This window comes from Arsenophonus sp. ENCA (assembly GCF_002287155.1).
Classification (GTDB): domain Bacteria; phylum Pseudomonadota; class Gammaproteobacteria; order Enterobacterales; family Enterobacteriaceae; genus Arsenophonus; species Arsenophonus nilaparvatae.
This window is the reverse complement of the sequence record NZ_NHNG01000104.1, coordinates 1-3,942: the sequence shown is the minus strand read 5'-3', so window position 1 is coordinate 3,942 and position 3,942 is coordinate 1. Positions and strand designations below refer to the sequence as shown.

The following is a 3,942-nucleotide window of genomic DNA, read 5'->3' as shown; positions in this document are numbered from 1 at the left end:
ACTGCTTACTTGCAAGAATATTTTATAGATATCTTTAATGCATGGATAACCGGACAAAATATGAACATCCTGATTTTTTCTTGTTTTTAAATTTATACTTCTTTTTTAGAGACTGCGAAACTCGTGTATTAGTTTTATATGTTTCTAGTTAATATTTTATTTTCATTGTCATTGCAGATAATAAACAACTAAATTTTGCCGCAATTTATTCTTGTCATAAGCAATGGATAGTGACTTTTTATTGGTCTTCTCTTAGTGAACTGAAGCATTATTTTTTTATTCATTTTGCTGATTATATAGGTATTTATTCGGCTAAAAATTGGCCAATATATTGTTTTAATAGTTCATATAAATTCATTAATCTGTCTGATATCAAATTACCCGACTTAATAAAAAATAAAACAATAAAAACAATAAAAACAATTATTTACATAATATTATTGAAATAACAGATAAATAATTTGCTAGAAAAATTTCCATTATGTCCAGAATTTATTTATATTAAGACGCTATTCTACAAGGAATAAACAGATTGTTTATAGGTAATTCATGAGTATTATTGAGTCCTATCGGCGGGAGGAAACAATGGATGTGAAAATATCACCTCAACTTATTGCTATGTTTGAAAACAATAGCGATCCGTGGGGAATAAAAATATTTGACGGCGACCAATCTATTCATTTTTATAGCAATCCACAAAACTACAGGTTATTTAATTTATCAACAAATTTTAACTTATACGGCAAAAATGATAGCGAAATACCTCATCCCACAGCTGAATTCTCAGAAAACTTTCAAGCACATGATTTTGAAACATTGAAACAAAAAAGAAATATCATTTCGATTGATATTTATCCTTATGGTGAGGATTCGCTATTACAACCTTACATTTGTGAAAAATTTCCGTTTATTGTCGATGGAGAATGTGTTGGCGTTATGTTTCATTCAAAAAAGATGGAACTACTGCCTTTTAGGAAATTTAAAAATTTTGGTAAAATTCATGGAACAACAGATTGCCTGATTGAAACAAAATTTACCAAAAAAGAATTAGAAATAATGTTTCTGGTAGCACATTCATTTAACCCAAAAGAAATTTCTAAAATGCTTTGTGTTAGCCATCATACAGTTAACAATAAATTACAATCTATCTACCAAAAATTGGGGATTAGCTTTCGGGAACAACTTATAGAATATTGTATTCATAAAAATATTCATAATAAAATACCGATGCGATTTCTCAGACCGCGCAGCTATTTATTTAACTAAATAATATAGAGAAATATAAACATGGATAAAGAACACTCCCTTGAAAGGATTCCACCTTCAGCACACTCTGATTTATTTTCTATTGTTTTAATTCGTATCGGCGCCAATACTGCACTATCGCAGTTTATACTGGGTGCTACATTAGGCCATGCAATGACATTTTGGCAGGCAATGTTAGCAACACTTTTGGGCAGCTTAATTCTTGAATTTGTAGGCCTGGGATTGGGTCTTATAGGATGTCGGGAAGGGCTACCTACCAGCATTCTGTCCAGATGGTGCGGCTTTGGGCGAATAGGCTCTGCCATGATCGGATTTGCTATTGCGATAAGTTCGCTCGGCTGGTTTGGCGTACAAAATGGAGTTTGTGCAAAAGCTTTAGAATATGCATTAAACGGCATGCTTGACTTTGGCTGGTGTGCCACAATTTCCGGCATATTTATTACCGTATTAGTTGCATACGGATTTAAAGGATTAAGTCTAACCGCCAAAATAGCGGTACCTTTATTTTTTGCTGTTATGATTTGGGTGACATTTAATTCATTAACCACCATCGACATTAAAGAATTAATCAATATCCTTCCAGCAGAGCAGGACTCGATGACATTAAGCGCTGGAGCAACAATGGTCGCCGGTGGGTGTATTGTTGCAATGCTAATAACACCTGACATCAGTCGATATTGTCAGAATTCAAAAGATGTTTTTTGGATGTTAACAATTTCAATCATTGTTGGTGAATTTATTGTTAATGGCGTTTCTATATTGATTGCTAAAGCGATGGGTACCGATGATGTGGTTAATATCCTTATTCAAAATGCAGGCTGGATCGGCGTCATTTGTACCATCTTAGCGGTGGTTAAAATAAATGATATTAATCTTTATAGTGTCTCGCTTAGCATGAGCAATGTTATTGAGTGTATGATAGGCAAGAAAATCAATTATGTTACATTAACGCTAATCGCGGGCAGTATAGGAACTTTCTTTACCGTTATCGGTATTTTAGATAATTTTATTAATTTTTTGATAATAGCGGGTGTTATTTTCCCACCAATAGCTGGGATTATGCTCACTGACTACTATATCCTTCGTACTAATAGGGATTTACTTGATTCAACGCGTAAAGATGGCAAGTTGCCAAATAATGCTGCTACACCATGGATAAATTACCCATCTCTCATTGCTTGGGCTTTAGGCTCTATCGCTGGGATGACCATAACTATGGGTATTCCATCAGTTAACTCGATATTTATCTCTGCTGTGATATATTTCTGCTTGTCTATTTTAAAGAATTTTTTCAATAAAATACCCAAAGAGATAAAAAATGATCAAAGTTACAATAGCCCAGACGGACGCAATTTTAGGTGACAAAGATGAAAATTTACGATGTTTAGAAAATTATTGCTATAAGGCTAAGGAAAACAATGCGCAAATTATCTGTTTTCCTGAATTAGCGACTACTGGATATTCACCATCAATACTAGGAGAACAATATTATTCACTTAGTGAAACCCAAAATGAACAGACAGATAAGCTCTTTAGCCAATTATCCAGCAAACTTAATTTAGTTATTATTTGTGGTTTTATAGAACGAGATGATACAACCGGTAAAATTTATAATTCTGCCGGTATTTGGATTCCAAATAGAAAAAACTGGTTAGCTGTATATCGGAAAATGCATCTATTTCATCATGAAAAACTATGGTTTACACCCGGTGATAGCTTGCCAGTTTTTGATATTGGTATTTGTCGTATTGGAATAATAATTTGTTACGATGCAGGATTTCCTGAAGTTGCCAGAATTTTGGCAACTAAAAAGGCAGATATTTTATTTATGCCATCGGCTTGGTCACAACAAGATAAAGATCTTTGGTATATAAATACGCCTTGCCGTGCTTTAGAGAATACAACGCATTTGGTAGCAGTCAATCGATGGGGCAAAGAAGGTGATATAAACCTATTTGGCGGCAGCCGAATTATCGATCCCAGAGGAACGATTGTTGCCAACGCCTCAGAAAAAGCAGAAGACATGATCAGTTATGAAATAGATTTAACAACGCAAACAGAGATCAGAAAGTCATTAAACTACTTAAAGGATAAAAAAATAAACTATACAACCTATTTATAATAGTCTAAAAGATGTTCTCTTTTATCACTTTCATATTTTCACACTGTAGGGCACCTCGAAAAACTCAAGATTTTCAATTAACCCTTGGCTTTCATTCTAAATAATTAGATTTTTTTTGATTATCACGCTACTGATTCTATCGCACATTGCCCTGGCTAGGGCCATTTGACCCATTCTGGGCGTCAGAAAGCCACGATGCACGCGCTCTGGAAGTACGCCAACCGCTTTAGGTTGTAACATGCTGCCATCATCGTCATGGCAAAATTAGCGCGCACCTGTCCAATGGTGCGGATCAGTTTTCTACCCATTTGTTCCATCGCCGCAAATGCATGTTCAACCCGTGCCCTAGTCTTTGCAATCCTGTGGTTTCGCCCTTGCTGAGTCTTGGACAACGGTTTGTTTCGATGGCCTTTACGCTGAATCTGGCTCCTATAGCCGTTTGCCTTCAGCCAAGCTTCCCGCTCCGCAGAGGGATAGCCTCGGTCGGCGTAGATATTGCGATTGGTGTTGGCCTTGTCAATGACCCTTTCGAAATGCTGACTGTCGTGGGTGCT

The 3,942-nt window shown here is 35.6% G+C and carries 4 protein-coding genes; 3 read left to right on the top strand and 1 reads right to left on the bottom strand.

Features of this window, described 5'->3' with window-relative positions:
* The first annotated feature begins 549 nt into the window (after positions 1–549).
* Genes CBG25_RS03065 through CBG25_RS03055 form a run of 3 tightly spaced genes read left to right on the top strand, consistent with a single transcriptional unit; the run spans position 550 to position 3,388 of the window.
* A complete protein-coding gene (locus CBG25_RS03065) occupies positions 550–1,266 on the top strand; it encodes a helix-turn-helix transcriptional regulator (protein WP_290604442.1) in 717 nt (238 codons plus the stop codon).
* Positions 1,267–1,287: 21 nt separating this feature from the next.
* A complete protein-coding gene (locus CBG25_RS03060; RefSeq protein ID WP_290604440.1) occupies positions 1,288–2,628 on the top strand; it encodes a cytosine permease in 1,341 nt (446 codons plus the stop codon).
* Complete coding sequence (locus CBG25_RS03055) at positions 2,585–3,388, top strand: nitrilase-related carbon-nitrogen hydrolase (RefSeq protein ID WP_290604438.1); 804 nt, start codon at positions 2,585–2,587, stop codon at positions 3,386–3,388. Before CBG25_RS03060 ends, CBG25_RS03055 begins: the two co-directional genes overlap by 44 nt.
* 182 nt (positions 3,389–3,570) lie before the next feature.
* Here the strand turns inward: CBG25_RS03055 and CBG25_RS03050 are convergent.
* The coding region (locus CBG25_RS03050; protein ID WP_290603757.1) for a transposase at positions 3,571–3,942 on the bottom strand (372 nt) is incomplete at its 5' end.

Coding starts and splice junctions, on each gene's coding strand:
- CBG25_RS03060 (WP_290604440.1), top strand. CDS start 1,288: ATGGATAAAGAACACTCCCTTGAAAGGATTCCACCTTCAGCACACTCT.
- CBG25_RS03055 (WP_290604438.1), top strand. CDS start 2,585: ATGATCAAAGTTACAATAGCCCAGACGGACGCAATTTTAGGTGACAAA.
- CBG25_RS03065 (WP_290604442.1), top strand. CDS start 550: ATGAGTATTATTGAGTCCTATCGGCGGGAGGAAACAATGGATGTGAAA.